The sequence below is a fragment of the Janthinobacterium sp. Bl 1 genome (assembly GCF_058215535.1).
This window is the reverse complement of the sequence record NZ_CM177086.1, coordinates 224,770-241,021: the sequence shown is the minus strand read 5'-3', so window position 1 is coordinate 241,021 and position 16,252 is coordinate 224,770. Positions and strand designations below refer to the sequence as shown.

At 64.7% G+C, this 16,252-nt stretch carries 14 protein-coding genes and 1 tRNA gene; 3 read left to right on the top strand and 12 right to left on the bottom strand.

Going from position 1 to position 16,252, the window contains the following annotated elements; translation table 11 throughout:
• Positions 1-9 precede the first annotated feature (9 nt).
• Positions 10-1,332: a penicillin-binding protein activator gene (locus AC4BCN_RS01005; RefSeq protein WP_490492365.1), complete on the bottom strand. Its 1,323-nt coding sequence runs from the start codon at positions 1,330-1,332 to the stop codon at positions 10-12.
• 60 nt (positions 1,333-1,392) lie between these two features.
• On the opposite strand from AC4BCN_RS01005, the gene rsmI reads away from it, so the two are divergent.
• The 3 genes from rsmI (at position 1,393) to AC4BCN_RS00990 (ending at position 3,224) form a co-directional block, all read left to right on the top strand.
• Positions 1,393-2,301 (top strand): 16S rRNA (cytidine(1402)-2'-O)-methyltransferase, encoded by a 909-nt coding sequence (gene rsmI / locus AC4BCN_RS01000; RefSeq protein ID WP_490492364.1) that lies wholly within the window; start codon positions 1,393-1,395, stop codon positions 2,299-2,301.
• Between the two features lie 267 nt (positions 2,302-2,568).
• Positions 2,569-3,051 (top strand): hypothetical protein, encoded by a 483-nt coding sequence (locus AC4BCN_RS00995; RefSeq protein ID WP_490492363.1) that lies wholly within the window; start codon positions 2,569-2,571, stop codon positions 3,049-3,051.
• 96 nt (positions 3,052-3,147) lie between these two features.
• Positions 3,148-3,224, top strand: a tRNA-Pro gene (locus tag AC4BCN_RS00990).
• Positions 3,225-3,397: 173 nt separating this feature from the next.
• Here AC4BCN_RS00990 and AC4BCN_RS00985 read toward each other — a convergent pair.
• From AC4BCN_RS00985 to AC4BCN_RS00935, 11 genes are all read right to left on the bottom strand, one after another.
• Positions 3,398-4,321: a hydroxymethylglutaryl-CoA lyase gene (locus AC4BCN_RS00985; protein WP_456148073.1), complete on the bottom strand. Its 924-nt coding sequence runs from the start codon at positions 4,319-4,321 to the stop codon at positions 3,398-3,400.
• A gap of 1 nt (position 4,322) precedes the next feature.
• Complete coding sequence (locus tag AC4BCN_RS00980; protein WP_490492362.1) at positions 4,323-5,255, bottom strand: 2-hydroxyacid dehydrogenase; 933 nt, start codon at positions 5,253-5,255, stop codon at positions 4,323-4,325.
• Positions 5,256-5,265: 10 nt separating this feature from the next.
• Positions 5,266-7,293: an acetyl/propionyl/methylcrotonyl-CoA carboxylase subunit alpha gene (locus tag AC4BCN_RS00975; RefSeq protein ID WP_490492361.1), complete on the bottom strand. Its 2,028-nt coding sequence runs from the start codon at positions 7,291-7,293 to the stop codon at positions 5,266-5,268.
• 159 nt (positions 7,294-7,452) lie between these two features.
• Positions 7,453-8,499 carry a biotin synthase BioB gene (gene bioB / locus AC4BCN_RS00970; protein WP_070303144.1) on the bottom strand — a complete coding sequence of 349 codons (1,047 nt, stop codon included), beginning with the start codon at positions 8,497-8,499 and terminating at the stop codon, positions 7,453-7,455.
• Between the two features lie 45 nt (positions 8,500-8,544).
• Positions 8,545-9,336, bottom strand: a complete 792-nt coding sequence (bioD, locus tag AC4BCN_RS00965) for a dethiobiotin synthase (protein WP_490492360.1) — start codon at positions 9,334-9,336, stop codon at positions 8,545-8,547.
• Positions 9,326-10,522 carry an 8-amino-7-oxononanoate synthase gene (gene bioF, locus AC4BCN_RS00960; RefSeq protein WP_490492359.1) on the bottom strand — a complete coding sequence of 399 codons (1,197 nt, stop codon included), beginning with the start codon at positions 10,520-10,522 and terminating at the stop codon, positions 9,326-9,328. The genes bioD and bioF overlap by 11 nt, the downstream gene beginning before the upstream one ends.
• A gap of 1 nt (position 10,523) precedes the next feature.
• Positions 10,524-11,852 (bottom strand): adenosylmethionine--8-amino-7-oxononanoate transaminase, encoded by a 1,329-nt coding sequence (gene bioA, locus AC4BCN_RS00955; RefSeq protein ID WP_139092147.1) that lies wholly within the window; start codon positions 11,850-11,852, stop codon positions 10,524-10,526.
• A 44-nt stretch (positions 11,853-11,896) separates the two neighbouring features.
• Positions 11,897-12,685, bottom strand: a complete 789-nt coding sequence (locus tag AC4BCN_RS00950) for an enoyl-CoA hydratase/isomerase family protein (protein ID WP_034752440.1) — start codon at positions 12,683-12,685, stop codon at positions 11,897-11,899.
• A gap of 22 nt (positions 12,686-12,707) precedes the next feature.
• Positions 12,708-14,330: a carboxyl transferase domain-containing protein gene (locus AC4BCN_RS00945; protein ID WP_128140637.1), complete on the bottom strand. Its 1,623-nt coding sequence runs from the start codon at positions 14,328-14,330 to the stop codon at positions 12,708-12,710.
• A 40-nt stretch (positions 14,331-14,370) separates the two neighbouring features.
• On the bottom strand, positions 14,371-14,835 hold the full coding sequence (locus AC4BCN_RS00940; protein ID WP_490493564.1) for a YchJ family protein: 465 nt from the start codon (positions 14,833-14,835) through the stop codon (positions 14,371-14,373).
• Between the two features lie 69 nt (positions 14,836-14,904).
• The gene (locus AC4BCN_RS00935) at positions 14,905-16,191 is read right to left on the bottom strand and encodes a D-amino acid dehydrogenase (RefSeq protein WP_490492358.1); all 1,287 of its coding nucleotides are present in this window, start codon (positions 16,189-16,191) and stop codon (positions 14,905-14,907) included.
• Positions 16,192-16,252: the final 61 nt, after the last annotated feature.

Below are 16,252 nucleotides of genomic sequence, written 5' to 3'. Positions count from 1 at the left end.
GGCGTGTCCTTATTGGGCCGGCGGCACGGCGACAGGCGCCGGCGCCGGCGCGGCCGGTGGCCAGGTGCCCAGCACGCCTTGCTGATAGGTGGCGGCCTGTTCCGTGCGTTCGAATACTGTTTGCTCATTCTCGAAGCGCACGGCCAGGCGGCCCGTTACGCCATCGAGCGTGAATGGCGCGTTCGGGCGCAGCGCCACTTCGCGCGCCACGCGGAAGGCGTCGATGCCCAGCGCATATAAGCGTTCCATGTCGGCCGTCAGCCGGGTGTCGGCCGGTTGCGGCGGCTGCGGATACACCATCACTTGCGGATGCTCGCGCTGCACTTGCCATGGCAGGTCCAGCAGGCGCGCGCCGTCGAGCTCGGGGCCGCTGGCGCCGCGCCCGGCGCCGGGATTCAAGGACGAGGTGCCATACAGGGGCAGATCGCTGCCGATGGCCACGCGCAGCTGGCGCGCCTGGTCGGCGTCGAGCGCGGCAAACAGCAGGCCCGGCGGCGTGGCGGCCAGGCGCGCGCGCAGCTGCACCAGCTCCGCATCGCTCAGGTAGCCATTCGTGGCCGTCAAGTCCATCGTCTCGATCTTGCCGCCCTGGCGCAGCCATTCCTGCTTGAAGGCGGCGCTGATGCGGCGCTGCGAGGGCGAACCGGCCGACAGGACCAGTGCGCTGGCGCCCGGCTGTTCGCTGGCGGCCCAGGCGGCGACCTGGCGCGCTTCCGCCTCAATCGACAAGCCCATCACCAGCAGCTTGGCCGGCAGGCGCGCCTCGCCGCGGTTGTCGGGGTGGTTCAGGGCGATCGTTGGCTTGCGTACCAGGTCGCTGTTGGCCACGGCCGTGACGGCCGAGCGCGACAAAGGCCCGACGACGATGTCCTGTTCTTCCTGTGCTTGCGCGAATTTGTTCAGCACGTCGCTGCTGCCGTCGCCCGTGTCGATCACCGTCACTTCAAAGCCGCTGCGGTCGCGCTCATACGCGGCCATGAAGCCGGCGCGCAGCAGTTCGGCGGCCGGCCCCAGGGAGGCGGAGCGCAGCGGCAGCAGCAGGCCGATGTGGTGGACCTTGCCGTCGGATGGCGCCGGCGCCGTGGCGGCCGGCATGTCTTGCGGCGTGCCGGTCGCCGGCTTGGTATTGATGGGCGCCAGCGGCGCGCCGTTGCCGTCGTAGGCGGTAATATCGGGTACGGCCACGGCAAACGTCACCGGTTCGGGCGCGGGCGGCTTGGGCGGCACGGGCGGCGGCAGCGGCTTCGGTGGCGGCAGCGCCCTTGTGTTAGATTCAATAGGCGCGCACAATTGCCCGGGCGCGTCGCAAGGGGTGCTGCAAGCGCTCAGCATGCCGGTCGCGGCACAAACAAGCAGTAACTTCACACTATTAGCAAGCATTTAACCTCCAAAATGACCGTACAAGAAATCAGTTCCATCGCCAGCCTGCCCATCATGACAGAGGCGGCGCACCAGGTCTATCCTATCGCAACATTGTATATAGTGGCCACGCCGATCGGCAATGTGACCGATATCAGCCTGCGCGCGCTGCATCTGCTGAGCCTTGCCGATGCCGTCGCTTGTGAAGATACGCGCAACACGGCGCACCTGCTGACGCGCTTTGGCTTGAACAAGCCCCTGATTGCGGCGCATCAACATAACGAGCGCGAAGTGGCACAAACACTGATCGCCCGCCTGCAGGCCGGCGAGCGCATCGCCCTCGTTTCCGACGCCGGCACGCCCGCCGTGTCCGATCCCGGTGCGCGCATCGTCGACGCCGTGCGCGCGGCCGGCCTGCGCGTGCTGCCCCTGCCCGGCCCGTCGGCGGCGATCACCGCCATTTCCGCCAGCGGCCTGTTGAATGACCAGTTTTACTTTGTCGGCTTCCTGCCAGCCAAAGCCAAGCAGCGCGAAAACATGCTGCACAGCCTGCGCGGCGTGACGGCCACCATGGTGTTTTATGAGGCGCCGCACCGCATCCTCGATTGCGCCACGGCCCTGGTGGAAGCGTTCGAACCGACGCGCCAGGTGGTGTTCGCGCGCGAACTGACGAAACTGTTCGAGGAAATCCACCGCTGCCCCCTGTCCGAAGCGGAAAGCTGGATCCGCGCCGATGCGCACCGCGAAAAGGGAGAATTCGTCGTCCTGCTCGAAGGCGCGACGCAAGCGCAGGACGCGGAAGACGTGGAAGCGGAGCGCATCCTGAACATCCTGCTGGCCGAATGCAGCGTCAAGCAGGCGGCGAATCTGACGGCACAGATCACGGGCCGCAAGAAGAATGCCCTGTATGAGCGGGCGTTGCAGTTGAAGGGGCAGGAATAAGGGTTAGGCCTACCCAATACTGGCGTATAGTCAAGCCAGTACCACTTGCAGCCGCTATCCTTCTTGTCCAGCAACATCAACACGGGCGCCAGCAAACCTGCGCCTGAGTAGGCGGTGCGGCAATCGCCGCGCTTGCCCTGCGCGATGTCGCGCGCCAGCTGGGTTTCCGTTTGCAGCGGCTTGTCGGGGATTTGCCCCACGGCCGTACCCACCTTGGATGGATCGCGCTCGCCGGCCATCTTGCGTGCCGTTTTCCTGGCCGCTTCCATGTCGAACTTTGGCGTTTCCGGGGTTTCTTGTCTGAGGGTATCGGGACTGGCCGCCGGTGTGGCCGGTGATGCCGGCACGACCGTGATGGCTTGCGGGCTCGATGTTGGCGCCGTGGGCGCCGCCGGCGTTTCCCGGGCCGTGGCGAGTTTCGGCTTGCTGATGGGTTTTGGTTCGCGCTTCGGCTTGACGACTTCGACGGGCGGCGGGGGCGGCTTGGCGGCCAGCGGACGTATCCACACAGCGATCGACTCCACGCGCGGGGCCGTATCCGGTGGCGCTGCCGGCTGCACATGGCGCCACAGAGTGATCAATGCGCCATGCAGCAGCAAGGACACGGCGATGCCCAGCGCGATGCCGCGGCGCTTCGGCACGGGCTGGCCGCCGCCGCTTGTTTCTATCCTGAACTCCATTGCCGTCGTCGCCTTCATGTCTGATCGGGAAAACTTGCCAAGCCAGTGTCGCATATTTCCGGCATGTTGAAAAATACATGCATCCCAGTGCCGCGCGTAAATAATTTACAGAGAGTTTCACCTGACCCTTGACCGAAGTCGATACGGCCTGTATTATCTTGGTCTTCGGAGTGTGGCGCAGCCCGGTAGCGCACCTGGTTTGGGACCAGGGGGTCCAAGGTTCGAATCCTTGTACTCCGACCAAATTTGTAGAAAAAAACCCAAGAGTTTCGGCTCTTGGGTTTTTTTTCGCCTGTACGGTTCACGTACGCCGGGGTCGGTCGGGTAGGTCGGGTTAGCGCGCAGCGCGTAACCCGACAACAGTGTTGGCCATGTCCTTGGTGGCGTCGGATTACGCGCTTGCGCGCTAATCCGACCTACACAGCTGCGCGCTTCGCCGCGATGGCATTACCCGCGCGGCTAGATCCCTTGCGCCCCAGCTGCTGCGCGATGAACTGCCCCGCGTCCACCACCAGGTCCAGATCGATGCCGGTGGCGATGCCCAGTCCCTGCATCATGTACAGCACGTCCTCGGTGGCCACGTTGCCGGTGGCGCCCTTGGCGTACGGGCAGCCGCCCAGGCCGGACACGGACGAGTGATAGATGGCGATGCCCGTTTCCAGGCTCGCATAGATATTTGCCAGCGCCTGGCCATAGGTGTCGTGGAAGTGGCCGGACAGCCCGCCCACGTGAAAGGCGGCAATCGCGCGCTCCATTACCGCCTGCGTCTTGCGCGGCGTGGCCACGCCGATGGTGTCGGCGATGTCGATCTCGTCGCAACCGAGGTCGCGCATGCGGCCCACCACGTCGGCCACGGCGTCCAGCGGCACGTCTCCCTGGTAGGGGCAGCCGAAGGCGCAGCTGATGCTGCCGCGCAGGCGCAGGCCGTGTTCCTTGGCCGCTTTCGCCACGCCTTCGAAGCGGGCGATCGATTCGGCGATCGAGCAATTGATGTTTTTTTGCGAGAACGCTTCGGACGCGGAACCGAAGATCACCACTTCATCGGCCTTCGCCGCCAGCGCTGCGTCAAAGCCTTGCATGTTTGGCGTCAGCGCCGAATAAATCGTGCCGGCGCGGCGCGCGATCTTGTCCATCACTTCCGCGCTGGTGGCCATCTGCGGCACCCATTTCGGCGAGACGAACGATGCCGCCTCGATATTGACGAAGCCCGCCTGCGTCAGGCGGTCGACCAGCTCGATCTTGACGGCGGCGCTGATGGTTTCCTTTTCGTTTTGCAGGCCGTCGCGCGGACCTACTTCGACGATCTTGACCTGCTTGGGCAGACTGGTAGTAGGGTTCATCTCAATATCCTTGCAAACGGTTGACGATGCCGGCGACAGAGTCTCCGGCTTGCAGGCGGCGCATCTTGGCGGCGATCTGCGCCACGCTTTCGCGGCGCAGGGTGGCGGCCGAAATATGCGGCGTGATGGTGATGCGCGGTTCTTGCCAGAACGGGTGCTGCTGCGGCAGCGGCTCGTTGCGGAACACGTCCAGGGTCGCCCCCGCGATATGCCCGGAGCGGATCAGCGTCAGCAAATCCGGTTCGGCGATAAGCGCGCCGCGCGCCACGTTGATGACATAGGCGCCTGGCAGCAGCATCGACAGGCGTGCGCGGTCGAGCAGGTTGTGCGTGTCGGGCGTGAGCGGCAGCATGCACACGAGCACGCGCGTGCCGCGCAAAAATGCTTCGAGTCCCTCATCACCCGCGAAACACGCCACGCCATCGGCGTGCTTGCGACTGCGGCTCCAGCCCCGCAGCGGGAATTCGAATTGCGCCAGCGCTTGCAGCACGCGCGTGCCCAGCACGCCCATGCCCAGCACGCCGATAGGAAAGTCCGCCTTGTCGAACGCAGGCAGCGGCTGCCAGATGCCGGCGCGGCCTTGCGCCTCGTAATCGTCGAAACGGCGGAAGTGGCGCAGCACGGCGTGGCTTACATATTCGGCCATCTGCACGCCCATGCCCGCGTCATCGAGGCGGACCAGTGGAACGTGGGCGGGCAGCGCGTCGCCAAACTTCAACAGCGCGTCGACGCCGGCGCCCGTGTTGAAGATGGCTTTCACGTGAGCCAGTTCGGGCAGCATGGCGGCGGGCGGTTGCCACACGACGGCATAGTCGCACGGTTCAACCGCTTCGCCTTCGCGCCAGAAGACAATGTCGGCTTCGGGCAGCAAGTCGCGGAAGTCGCTGATCCACGCTGCTTCCTTGCCGTCTGAACGTTGTAACAGGATGCGCATGTGCTTACCCTTATGCGGCAGCCTTGAAGGCCAGCAGCGGCGCACCATCGGCCACCTGGTCGCCGACGGCATACAGCACGTCTTCCACCAGGCCGTCGTGCGGCGCGGCGATCGTGTGCTCCATCTTCATCGCTTCCATGATGACCAGAGGCTCGCCCTTCTTGACGTCCTGGCCCTTGTTCACCAGTACGGCGACGACCTTGCCCGGCATCGGCGCCGTCAGGCGGCCACCCTCCGCTTCCACTTCGCCCGCATGCGCCATCGGGTCGTTGTAGTGCAGGGTGTAGTGCAAGCCGCCGGTAAATACGTGGAACTGTTCGCCGTCGCGGCGCACGGTGCCGTGCACGGCCCGCTCACCGAGCTTGATATGCAGCTCGTTGCCTGTGTGCGCCGTCAGGCTCAAGGGCTGGCCGTTGAACAGCCAGCCATCCGTCTTGTAGGCAACGCGCGCCGCGTAGGCCTTGCCCTCACCGGCCAAGGTGAATTCATCGGCGAACGACAGGCTGCGACCCAGGGTGCTGTTCAGACGCCAGCCCAGGGCATTGCCCCACGGGTCGGCGCGGTTGGCCGATTGTGTTTCGGCCGCCGCTTTTTCTTCCAGCAGCAGGGCGACGGACGCCAGCGCCAGGGCCGTGTCAGGCGCCGCCTGCAGGGCGGGGAACAGCGATGCCTGATTGCGCTCGATGAGGCCCGTATCGAGATCGGCGGAGCTGAATGCCTGGCCTTCGACCAGGCGTTTCAAGAAGGCGATATTGCTGGCCAGGCCCACGATCTGGTAGTCGGACAGCGCCTGCGCCATGCGCGCCAGCGCTTCGCGGCGGTCCGCGCCCCAGACGATCAGCTTGGCGATCATCGGGTCGTAGAATGGCGAGATCGCGTCGCCCTCGCGCACGCCCGAATCGATGCGCACGGACGGCGGGAATTGCGTGCCACCGAGTTCGAATGTGACGGCCGATGGCGACTGCATGTGGCGCAGGGTGCCGATCGATGGCAAAAAGCCCTTCTCCGGATTTTCCGCATAGATGCGCGCTTCGATGGCATGGCCGTGGATGGCAAGTTCGCTCTGTTTTTTCGGCAGCGGTTCGCCAAAGGCGACGCGCAACTGCCATTCCACGAGGTCCGTGCCGGTGATCATTTCCGTCACCGGATGCTCGACCTGCAGGCGCGTGTTCATCTCCATGAAGTAGAACGAGCCATCCTGGTTGGCGATGAATTCCACCGTGCCCGCGCCGACATAGCCGACGGCCTTGGCGGCGGCAACGGCCGCTTCGCCCATGGCGGCGCGGCGCTCGGCCGGCATGCCCGGCGCCGGTGCTTCTTCCAGCACTTTCTGGTGACGGCGCTGCACCGAGCAATCGCGCTCGAACAAATAAATGCAGTTGCCCAGGGTATCGGCAAACACCTGGATTTCGATATGCCGCGGACGCGACAGGTATTTTTCGGCCAGCACCTTGTCGTCGCCGAAAGAGCTGATCGCTTCGCGCTTGCACGAGGCCAGCGCGGCCTTGAAATCATCGATGCTGTCGATGACGCGCATGCCCTTGCCGCCGCCACCGGCCGAGGCTTTCAGCAGCACCGGGTAGCCGATCTTGTCGGCCTGCCCGTGCAGGAAGTCCGCATCCTGTTCTTCGCCGTGGTAGCCGGGTACCAGCGGTACATCCGCTTTTTCCATCAGCGACTTGGCGGCCGACTTCGAGCCCATGGCGCGCATGGCCGATGCCGGCGGGCCGATGAAGACCAGACCCGCAGCGTGGCAGGCGTCGGCGAAATCGGCGTTCTCGGACAGGAAACCATAGCCGGGGTGGATCGCCTGCGCACCTGTCGCCAGCGCCACGGCGATGATCTTGTCGCCGCACAGATAGCTTTCCTTGGCCGGCGCGGGGCCGATCAATACGGCTTCGTCGCACACGGCGACGTGCTTGGCATTGGCGTCCGCTTCCGAATACACGGCGACGGTCTGGATGCCCATGCGGCGCGCGGTGGCGGCGACACGGCAAGCGATTTCGCCGCGGTTGGCGATCAGGATTTTAGTGAACATGGTCTCTCTCTATTCTCTCAAAAAGGGCAGCTGTCTCTTGGCGGACCTTGTCTGCTGGTGTGTCGGCTTACGCGCTTTGCGCCAAGCCGACCTACGCATTGGTGAGGCGGTATTCGTAGGTCGGGTTAGCCGGTACGGCGTAACCCGACAAGGCTGTCATCAGCAGCCGCACTTCTCTTTCTGTACCGATTCGAGCATGGCGCCGCGCGTCTGCAAGCCCAGTTTGCCGAGCAAGACGCGGTCGTCTTCCGCTTCCGGGTTGTCGGTGGTGAGCAGCTTGTCGCCGTAGAAGATGGAGTTGGCGCCAGCCAGGAAGCACATCGCTTGCACGGCTTCGCCCATCTGGCGGCGGCCGGCCGACAAGCGCACGCGCGCTTTCGGCATGGTGATGCGGGCCACGGCGATCGTGCGCACGAATTCGAACGGGTCCAGCGCTTCCAGGCCAAACAACGGCGTGCCTTCCACCTGCACCAGGTGGTTGACGGGCACCGATTCCGGATACGGATTCAGATTGGCCAGCTGGGCGATCAGGCCCGCGCGCTGCAGACGCGTCTCGCCCATGCCGACGATGCCGCCGCAGCATACTTTCAAGCCTGCTTCACGCACGCGGCCCAGGGTGTCCAGGCGGTCCTGGTATTCGCGCGTCGAGATGACGTTGTCGTAGAACTCGGGCGCCGTATCGAGGTTGTGGTTATAGAAATCCAGGCCCGCGTTTTTCAGGCGGTCCGCTTGTCCCTCTTCCAGCATGCCCAGGGTGGCGCAGGTTTCCAGGCCCAGCGCTTTGACTTTGCTGACCATCTCTTCGACTTTGTCCATGTCGCGGTCTTTCGGGCCGCGCCAGGCGGCGCCCATGCAGAAGCGCGTGGCGCCGTTGGCTTTCGCCTGGCGGGCCGCGTCGAGCACCGTGTCGATGTCGAGGATTTTTTTCGCTTCCACGCCCGTGTCGTAACGGGCCGCCTGAGGGCAGTAGCCACAGTCTTCCTCGCAGCCGCCCGTCTTGATCGACAACAGGGTCGCCAGTTCCACGTCGCCATCGGGGAAGTTGGCGCGGTGGGTTTGCTGGGCCTTGAACATCAGGTCATTGAAAGGCAGGTCGAACAGGGCCAGCACATCATCGATGGGCCAGGTGGCCGCTTCGGGCAGGGTGATGCGCGCCGCAGGGCGGTGCAGTTCGACGGTTTTTGCTGCTTCTTGGACTACGGACATGGTGATTCCTTCGCTTCTATTTTTTGCTACGATTAAGTGTTCGGTTTAAGTGTTCTGCTGTTGCGCCGGCCAGTTGGGCAAGCCGGTGAAATCGAGATACGCGGCCGCCGCTTCCGCGCTCGGCTGCGCCAGGCGCGGCACCCTGCCCAGCAGTGGCGCCGGGATGCGCTCGATCAGCGCATCGATATTTTCGTCGAGGAAGCGCATTTCCACTTCCAGCGTGTTGGCGACCCAGCCGATCACCGTCAAGCCGCGCGCCTCGACGGCTTCCACCGTCAGCAAAGCCTGGCTGATGCAGCCCAAACGCATGCCGACCACGAGGATCACGGGCAGATCGAGCTGCTGCGCCAGGTCGGCCGAATCGAAACCTGGAGACAGCGGCACGCGGAAGCCACCCACGCCTTCGACCACGACGGCGTCCGAGGCGGCGGCGATTTCCAGGTAGGCGGCCAGGATGGGCACGGACTCGATGCTGACGCCTTCGAGCGCGGCGGCGATGTGCGGCGCGGCCGGTTCTTTCAGCATATAGGGCGTTGTCAGGCTGCGCAGCATGGTGACGTTGCCGGCGGCGATCAGGCTGTCGGCGTCTTCATTATGCAGTTCGCCGTCGCGCATTTCGGCGCCGGCAGCCACGGGCTTCATGCCGCAGGCGCGCACGCCGCGCGCGACCAGCGCGTGCAGCAGGGCCGACGAGGTCAGGGTCTTGCCGATTTCCGTGTCGGTGCCGGTGACGAAACAGGCAAAGCGCGATGGCAGGCCGGTGGCCGCCGGCGCCGGCTGCACGGCCGGCGCCAGGTCCGCCAGCACGTCCGCCACGATAGGATCATCAAGGCTCATGGCGAGTCCTTTCCAGGGTGTTGACTGCATTGATCAATTGCGCCACTTCCTGCGCCGTGTGGCCGGCCGACAGGGTCACGCGCAGGCGTGCCGTCCCGCCTGGTACGGTGGGCGGGCGGATGGCGCCGACCCACAGTCCCTGCTGGTACAGTTGGGCGGCGACGGCCAGCATGTCCGCATTCTCGCCGATGATGACGGGCTGGATGGCGGTCACCGACGGCAAGGCTTGCCAGCGCCGCAGCTGCAAGCCGTCGTTCCATTGCGCCACCAGCGCCGCCAGGTGAGCCCGGCGTTGTTTTCCTTCTTCCCCGGCGATGATGTCCAGGCTGGCCAGCAGTGCATGCGCGAGCGCGGGTGCGGCCGCCGTGGTGAAGATGTAGGGGCGCGCCTTCTGGATCAGGGTGTCGATCACGGCTTCGTGCGCGCACACAAAGGCGCCGCCCACGCCGGCCGATTTGCCCAGGGTGCCCACATACACGAGGTAGGGCGAACGCAGATTGAAATGTTCGAGCGCACCACGGCCATCGGCTCCCAGCGCGCCGAAGCCGTGCGCATCGTCGACCACCAGCCAGGCGCCATAGCGTTCGCACAGGGCCAGCAGCGCGGGCAGCGGCGCCAGGTGGCCGTCCATGCTGAAGACGCTGTCGGTGACGACGATTTTCGTTTGTGCCGTGCTGGCCGCCAGCAGGGCCGCCAGGGCATCGAGGTCGGCGTGCGGATACACGCGCGTCTTGACGCGGGCCAGGCGCGTGCCGTCGATCAGCGAAGCGTGGTTCAGCGCTTCCGAGAAAATCTCGGCGTCCGGATCGCCCGCCGACAAGGCCGTGAGCACAGCCAGATTAGCCATGTAGCCGGTGCAGAAATACAGGGCGCGCGCCTGTTCCAGGTTGGCGCCCACGAAAGTGGCCAGCCGCTCTTCCAGCTGCGCGTGGGCGCGGCTGTGGCCGCTGATCAGGTGCGAAGCGCCGCTGCCGGCGCCATACAGGTCGGCGCCCTCTTTCAACGCTTCCACGATGCGCGGATGCGCGGCCAGGCCCAGGTAGTCATTGCTGCAAAAGGCCAGCATGTCGCGGCCATCGACCGTCAGGCGCGGCGCGCACGGCGTGTCGACGGTGCGGCGGCGGCGGATCAGGCTACGCTCTTCCAGCCCTTGCAGCTGCTGTTGTAATCGCGCGATCAGTTCCATCTCAGGCCCCGATCACATGATTGAAGACGGCCAGCGTTTGCTGGCCCAGGCCGGCGATTTCCTCGTCGTCGAGGATGTACGGCGGCATCAGGTAGACGGTGGAGCCGATGGGGCGCATCAACAGTTCATGTTCCAGCCCCGTGCTGAAGAAACGGCGCGAAAAATCGGGCGCCGCGTCCACCGCATCGAAGGCCCAGATCATGCCCTGCTGGCGGAAGTGTTTTACGCGCTCGTGCTGCGCCAGCGGCGCCAGGGCTTGCGTGATTTTTTCGGCGCGCACGCGGTTGGCCGCCAGCACATCGTCTTCCTCGAAAATCGACAGGGTCGCCAGCGCCGCGCGGCAGGCCAGCGGGTTGCCCGTGTACGAATGCGAGTGCAGGAAGCCGCGGCGCACGTCGGTGCTGTAGAACGCCTGGTAGATGTCTTCGCGCGTCATCACGAGGGACAGGGGCAGATAGCCGCCGCTGATGCCCTTGGAGAGACAGACGAAATCGGGCCAGATGCCGGCCTGCTCGCACGCAAAGAAGGTGCCCGTGCGGCCGCAGCCGACGGCGATTTCATCGAGGATCAAATGGACTTGATAATGGTCGCACAGGGCGCGCACCAGGGACAAATACAGCGGGTCGTGCATGGCCATGCCGGTCGCGCATTGCACCAGCGGCTCGATGATGATGGCGGCGATCTTGTCCGCTTTTTGCTGGAACAGTTGCTCGACTTCGGCGGCCGCGCGGCGCGCCACGTCCTCGGCGGACTCGCCCTCGGCTGCCTGGCGGAAGTCGGGCGACATCACCGTCTGCGTGGCGCGCAGCAGGGGGCCGTAGGCATCCTTGAACAGGGCGACATCGGTGACGGCCAGCGCGCCGATGGTCTCGCCGTGGTAGCTGCCTTTCAGGCAGACGAATTCCTGTTTCTCGCTCTTGCCGCTGTTGCGCCATGCGTGAAAACTCATTTTCAGGGCGATTTCCACGGCCGACGCTCCGTCGGAAGCGTAAAAGCTGTGGCCAAGCACGCCGCCGGTTAATGCGGAGAGTTTTTCCGACAGCTCGATCACCGGTTCATGCGTGAAACCGGCCAGCATCGCGTGTTCCAGGCGGTCCAGCTGGTCCTTGAGTTCCGCATTGATGCGCGGATTCGCATGGCCGAACAGGTTCACCCACCAGGAGCTGATGGCGTCCAGGTAGCGTCGGCCGTCGTGGTCATACAGCCAGGCGCCGCGGCCATGGCTGACGGGGATGAGCGGTACAGTCTCGTGGTGCTGCATTTGCGTGCACGGATGCCACACGCTGCGCAGACTGCGTTCGACCCAGCCCGATTGTTTTTCTGCTTTCAAAACTGCTCCAATGATTTCTTAGTCCATGGGCTTTGGACTATTAACTAGCCCATGAGCCAACTCGGCTTGCGCTTGTCGAGGAACGATTGCACGCCTTCGCGGCCCTGCTCCGAGGCGCGGATCTGCGCGATGCGCTCGGCCGTGTCGGCCAGCAGCGCGTCATCGACCGGCTGGCCAACGATCTCGCGCACCAGCATTTTCGCTTGCGCCACGGCGTGCGGGCTGTTGCCCGTCAGCGCTTTGAGCACCTCGGCGGTTTTCGCGTCCAGCGCGCTTGCCTCGACTACCTCGTGGGCAAAGCCGATGCGTAGCGCTTCCTGAGCGGAGAATCGCTCCGCGGTCAGGAAATAGCGGCGTGCCGCGTTTTCGCCCATGGCCTTGATGACATACGGTGAAATAGTGGCCGGGATCAGTCCCAGGCGCACCTCGCTCAGGCAGAAATGCACGTCTTCCGCAGCCAGAATGATATCGCATGCGGCGACGAGGCCCATGCCGCCCGCATAACAGTCGCCCTGGATCTTCGCCACGACGGGCTTGGGGCACAGGTAAATCGTGCGCAGCATCTGCGCCAGCTGCAGCGCGTCGGCCTGGTTTTCGGCATGCGTGTAGCCTGCCATTTTCTTCATCCAGTTCAAGTCCGCACCGGCGCAAAAGGCCGCGCCATTCGCGGCCAGCACGATGGCGCGCACCATGTCGCTGCGTCCCAGGCCCTCGAAGGCGCGCGCCAGTTCGGCGATCGTCGTCTCGTTGAAGGCGTTGCGCACGTCGGGACGGTTCAGGGTCACGGTGGCGACATTGCCCTCGATGACCAGCTTTAAGGTTTCAAATTCCATGGTCTTCTCCCCTTATTGCCCGTTACATGCGGAATACGCCGAACTTCGTGTCCGGGATCTCGGCGTTGAGCGCGGCCGACAGGCCCAGGCCCAGCACCATGCGGGTGTCGGCCGGGTCGATCACGCCATCGTCCCACAGGCGCGCGGTGGCATAGTAGGGGTGGCCCTGGTGTTCGTATTGATCCTTGATCGGCTGCTTGAAGGCCGCTTCCTCGTCCGCGCTCCATTGCCCGCCCTTGCCCTCAATGCCGTCGCGCTTGACGGTCGCCAGCACGGAAGCGGCCTGGTCGCCGCCCATGACGGAAATGCGCGCATTGGGCCACATCCACATGAAACGCGGGGAAAACGCGCGGCCGCACATGCCGTAGTTGCCGGCGCCGAAGCTGCCGCCGATGATGACCGTGAATTTCGGTACGGCGGCCGTCGCGACAGCGGTCACCATCTTGGCGCCGTTGCGGGCGATGCCCTCGTTTTCGTATTTGCGGCCCACCATGAAGCCCGTGATATTTTGCAAAAACACCAGCGGGATCTTGCGCTGGCAGCACAATTCGATGAAATGCGTGCCTTTCAGCGCCGATTCCGAGAACAAGATGCCGTTGTTGGCGATGATGCCGACTTTGACTCCATAGATATGCGCAAAGCCGCAGATCAGGGTGGTGCCGTAGCGGGCCTTGAACTCATCGAAATCGCTGCCGTCGACGATGCGCGCAATGACTTCGCGCACGTCGAACGGCTTGCGCGTATCGACGGGGATCACGCCATACAGTTCCTGCGTCGGGTATGTCGGCTCGACGGACTCGCGCAGCGCCATCTGCTGCGGCTTGGTGCGGTTTAGGTTCGAGACGATGGTGCGCGCCAGCGACAGCGCATGCAGATCGTTCTGCGCCAGGTGGTCGACCACGCCGGACAAGCGCGTGTGCACGTCGCCGCCGCCCAGGTCTTCGGCCGTCACGACTTCACCGGTGGCCGCTTTCACCAGCGGCGGGCCGCCGAGGAAAATCGTGCCCTGCTCCTTGACGATGATCGATTCATCGCTCATGGCCGGCACGTAGGCGCCGCCGGCCGTGCAAGAACCCATCACGACGGCGATCTGCGGGATGCCCTTGGCCGACAGATTCGCCTGGTTGTAGAAGATGCGGCCGAAATGGTCGCGGTCGGGGAAGACGTCGTCCTGGTTCGGCAGGTTGGCGCCGCCCGAATCGACCAGGTAAATGCACGGCAGGTTGTTCTGGTCGGCGATTTCCTGGGCGCGCAAGTGCTTTTTCACCGTCATCGGATAATACGTGCCGCCCTTGACGGTGGCGTCGTTACAGACGATGACGCATTCCTGGCCCGAGACCCGGCCGATGCCGGTGATGATGCCGGCGGCGGGCGCCGCATCGACGCCCTTGGCGTCCTGGTACATGGCGTAAGCCGCCATCTGGGAAAACTCGAGGAAGGGCGTGCCGGGATCGAGCAGCATCTGCACTCTGTCGCGCGGCAGCAGTTTGCCGCGCGCCAGGTGCTTGGCGGCAGCCGCTTCGCCGCCACCGGCCGCGATCTTTTCCACCTTGTCGCGCAAATCGTCGACGATGGCTTGCATGGCCGCGGCATTGGCCTTGAAATCTTCACTGCGCGGATTGAGTTTGCTTTCGATGTGCGGCATTGCGGTTCCTTTTTATTATCGCCCGGTCTCTCGGGTCGCGCTATTCGGGAAAACTGCCGTCGAGATAAAACCAGCGCATGGCGCCATCACCGCTCATGCCAGCTTCACGCACAAAGCGGCTCACTTCATGCAGGCGGTGCGCGCGGCCGTTGACCTTGTAGCGGGCCACGAATTCGACGCTGTCGCGATGTATCTCTTCGGCTTGATCGTCTGATTCTTCTTTACGTTGACGTAAACGTAAAGCAGATTTTACCTCAAGTCCCAGCCAGTGGACTTTTTCTTCTTCGGCAAATAAAGCGTCGGTGGGACGGGTGCTGGCATGCCAGGTGGCAAGCAGATACGGTTCGTCGCGCAAGGTAAACGCCGTGTAGCGCGAACGCATCAGCGTTTCGGCCGTGGGCGGCAAGGCGTCGCCCGCGATATACGGGCCGCAGCAGCTGGCGTAGGAGGCGCCGCCACAGGGGCAGGCGGCAGATGTCGAGGGTGTGAGCATGCGCTGGCAAATAGGGGAACTGAAAAGTTCCGCAATTATCCGCCATAACGGCGGCGCCGGTCGCCGCTGCCGCCGGTCCGCCTATTTTTGAGGCGCGAGGAAGTCCAGCGCGAACGGCGGCGCCTTGCCGGCCATCAGGTCGGCCAGGATGCGCGCCGTGCCGGCCGCAAAGGTAAAGCCCAGCGGGCCATGGCCCACGTTCAGCCACAAGTTCGCCACTTTGCTGGCGCCCACCAGCGGCGCGCTGTTCGGCGTGGCGGGGCGCAGGCCGGCCCAGGCCGTGGCCTGGTCGTAGTCGGCGCCGTGCGGCATGGCTTCGCGCGCCAGCCGCGTCAGGCCGGCGATGCGGCCCCAGTCGATGCTGTTGTCGGCGCCCACCATGTCAACCATGGCGGCGACGCGCAGGTCGCCACCGATGCGCGCATACAGCACCTTGCGTTCGAAATCCGTGATGCTGATCTCGGGCGCACGGTGCTGGGCGCGGATGGGCGCCGTCAGGCTGTAGCCCTTCAATGGATACAGGGGCAGGTAAATGCCTGCCGTGGCGGCCAGGTCGCGGCTCTGGATGCCGGCCGCCAGCACGTAGTGATCCGCTTGCAACAGGCCCAGGCTGGTGTCGACGCCCGTGATCCTGCCCTTGTGCATGACGAGGCGGCGCGCCTCGCCTTTTAACAAGAGCGAACAATTCGGGTGCTGCAGCAGGCGCGCTTCCAGCGCCAGGCAAAAGGCGTGGCAATCGGCCACCGCTTCGCCCTGCGTAAAGATGCCGCCCGCCAGGGAACCCTGCAAGGCCGCCAGCGCCGGTTCGCGCTGCACGGCTTCCAGCGGAGACAAGACGACACGCGCCTCTTCCGATTCGGGCCGCGCCACGGCACGCTGGAAGATGGCGGGCGAGCGGTAGACGATGAGCTTGCCCGCATCGCGCCGGGCATACGCTTCCGGCGGCACCGTCAATTCCAGTTGCGCCATGCCGGCGCGGCTCCATTCTCCCAGTTGCAGCAGCTTGGCCGTCGTGCGGGCATTGCTGGCGCTGTTGCAATTGCGCAGGAAACTGGCCATCCAGCGCCATTGGCGCCAGTCGGCCTCGGGGCGGAAGCGCAGCGGACCGTCTTTCTGCAGCAGCCATTGCAGGGCCTTGAAAGGCACGCCCGCGTCCGCCAGCGGTGCCACATAGCGATAGCTGAGCTGGCCGCCGTTGCGGTAGCTGGCGGCGATCGCCACCTGTTCATTGCGTTCCAGTAAAGTGACCTTGTAGCCGGCCTCGGCCAGCCACCAGGCCGATGTCAGACCGACGACGCCGCCGCCGATGATGATGACTTGTTGCTGCATGTTGCCTCGCTGCGTTGCGCTCCCATGGTGCGGGAGCATTCGGGAAGAGCTTAGAGGCTGGCCGCCAACGCAGCCAATGAAACATCATGGTGCAGCCATA

Bases quoted from the DNA above. Each gene is read 5' to 3' on its own strand.
- AC4BCN_RS00945 (WP_128140637.1), bottom strand. From the start codon at position 14,330: ATGCCGCACATCGAAAGCAAACTCAATCCGCGCAGTGAAGATTTCAAG.
- bioF (WP_490492359.1), bottom strand. From the start codon at position 10,522: ATGGAACTGATCGCGCGATTACAACAGCAGCTGCAAGGGCTGGAAGAG.
- AC4BCN_RS00985 (WP_456148073.1), bottom strand. From the start codon at position 4,321: ATGAACCCTACTACCAGTCTGCCCAAGCAGGTCAAGATCGTCGAAGTA.
- AC4BCN_RS00995 (WP_490492363.1), top strand. From the start codon at position 2,569: ATGTCGAACTTTGGCGTTTCCGGGGTTTCTTGTCTGAGGGTATCGGGA.
- bioB (WP_070303144.1), bottom strand. From the start codon at position 8,499: ATGTCCGTAGTCCAAGAAGCAGCAAAAACCGTCGAACTGCACCGCCCT.
- rsmI (WP_490492364.1), top strand. From the start codon at position 1,393: ATGACCGTACAAGAAATCAGTTCCATCGCCAGCCTGCCCATCATGACA.
- AC4BCN_RS01005 (WP_490492365.1), bottom strand. From the start codon at position 1,332: ATGCTGAGCGCTTGCAGCACCCCTTGCGACGCGCCCGGGCAATTGTGC.
- AC4BCN_RS00935 (WP_490492358.1), bottom strand. From the start codon at position 16,191: ATGCTCCCGCACCATGGGAGCGCAACGCAGCGAGGCAACATGCAGCAA.
- AC4BCN_RS00980 (WP_490492362.1), bottom strand. From the start codon at position 5,255: ATGCGCATCCTGTTACAACGTTCAGACGGCAAGGAAGCAGCGTGGATC.
- AC4BCN_RS00975 (WP_490492361.1), bottom strand. From the start codon at position 7,293: ATGTTCACTAAAATCCTGATCGCCAACCGCGGCGAAATCGCTTGCCGT.
- bioD (WP_490492360.1), bottom strand. From the start codon at position 9,336: ATGAGCCTTGATGATCCTATCGTGGCGGACGTGCTGGCGGACCTGGCG.
- AC4BCN_RS00950 (WP_034752440.1), bottom strand. From the start codon at position 12,685: ATGGAATTTGAAACCTTAAAGCTGGTCATCGAGGGCAATGTCGCCACC.